The 1,885-nt window shown below is 60.6% G+C and carries 2 protein-coding genes; one reads left to right on the top strand and one right to left on the bottom strand.

Going from position 1 to position 1,885, the window contains the following annotated elements; all coding sequences use genetic code 11:
• Positions 1-290, bottom strand: a 290-nt coding sequence (locus AB1555_20035) for a hypothetical protein (GenBank protein MEW6248968.1), incomplete at its 3' end; no start/stop codon positions are given.
• Between the two features lie 63 nt (positions 291-353).
• Between AB1555_20035 and AB1555_20030 the strand changes: the two genes are divergently transcribed.
• Positions 354-1,885: hypothetical protein (locus tag AB1555_20030; GenBank protein ID MEW6248967.1), on the top strand; the 1,532-nt coding region annotated here is incomplete at its 3' end.

Below are 1,885 nucleotides of genomic sequence, written 5' to 3'. Positions count from 1 at the left end.
ATAATGACACGCGATTTGTCCAGCCAGATGCGAATGGCAACCTTCCCGGCAAGACCCGCTTTACGAATGTGCTGGCTGATCGCTTCCTCAGTACCTACGACATCCTCGACCACCACGCCAATGATGCGACAGGGTTTTCGGCGACCCTCATGCGTGATCGGACGACTGGGGAATACACCCTGTCCTTCCGCAGCACTGAGTCTGCGCCGGCGGCTGAAGGCGGGGATCGCGAGCGGGATCTGTTTGGAGCGGATGTAGAGATCGGCGCCTCCGGCTTTGCCTTTGGGCAACTCGTCGCCATGGAGGCCTATTACCAGTCGCTCAAGGCAAGCGGGACGCTCCCGGCGGGGGCCGTGCTCAATGTGACGGGGTTTTCATTGGGCGGGCATCTGGCCACGGTGTTCACCGAACTGCACGAGGCCGACGTTACGCATACTTACATTTTCAACGGGGCCGGGCGGGGACATGTGCCGGGCGAGGTGCCGGGGCTGGCTGCCGAAGAAAGTCGCATCCAGGACATGTTGACCTACTTCCGGTCGGTCTTGGATAACCCGGACAATGCACTCGATTCTTTTCCCCACGACACGACATACGAGCAAGCCAAGGCGCTCTATGACCAGCAGGGATCGAGCTGGCGGCCGTTCGACCAAGGTGCGACGAGTCTCTACGGCGATCCCCGGTATGAGTGGGCGAAGGCGGCCACGCTGGCGCTCTTCGCTCCGACCGGGGTGGCCTCCTTACCATCACCGGGTGAGGTCCAGACCCAAGGCCCGTTTGCGAAGATCACGCAGCTCTACGGCCAGGCGACCACCAACGATCTCCAGTTCGTCGCCAATGCCGGCGTGCATGCCCCGGCCATTTCCGTGTTCATCGAAGGGCAGCCGCTGATTGCCGGCGTGCCACTCCCGAGCTTCACCGAAAGTGGGAACACCCATTCCATCACGCTCATGGTGGATTCGCTTGTGACGCAGGAACTGATTCAGACCATTGACCCCCACTATGGGCAGGCGAGCGCGGAACTCCTGATCAAGGCTGCCTCCAGTGCGAAGGCCGATACGGTTGCTCCACTCAATGTGCCCGATGTCGCCGAGGGCGATTCGCTGGAAAAGACGGTCGATGCCTTTCGGAAACTCTTTCGTGATCCCGCATTGCCTCCGGCCGATCCCTTGCCCGTCAATTCGCGGGTGGGCGGTTTTGGAGATTTTGCCAATCGGAACCAGATGTATGCGGCAATCCAAGAAGTCAAAGACCGCGTAAGTGCCCTGCAGGCCCAAGGAGTCATCTTCACGATCGACGATTTGACGGACCCCGCGCGGGACCATGCCGCCATTCTTGCTATCGCTGATGCCAATACACCGGCAGGGCTGGCCTATCGCTACGCCCTGAAGGAACTGAATCCGTTTGCGGTCATCGCCGACACGGAGGCCGCGAATACCGCGTTGTATGCCGCGCATGCACAAGGCGGCGGCCTGGATCTCTTTGACGAAACGACGGGTGCCGGAACCCTGACGGCCCGCTATCTCGATGACCGCGCCATCTTTCTGAAGGAGAAGGTCGCGCTGAATCAGCTCGATCACGCTACCTCCGAGGGAAATATTCATTTCAAAGACGTGGCGACCGGCTATGAGATCGTCACCAACTCTGTTCTAACGACCGACCGGCAATTCATCTTCGACTCCGACGACAGCCACACGGTGACCGGCGACAGTGCGGCCGACGAGTTGTTTGGCGGTGGCGGCCACGACGTGTTGTTCGGGCAAGGCGGCACGGATTATCTCGAAGGCGGCGCGGGCAACGATATTCTGGCGGGCGGTGCTGGGGACAATGACCTGCTGGTCGGTGGCGCTGGCTTCGACACGTACATCTATAACTCGGGCGATGGCAC

The organism is Nitrospirota bacterium (assembly GCA_040755395.1).
In the GTDB taxonomy this organism is placed as follows: domain Bacteria; phylum Nitrospirota; class Nitrospiria; order Nitrospirales; family Nitrospiraceae; genus DATLZU01.
This window is presented reverse-complemented; position numbering and strand designations above follow the sequence as displayed.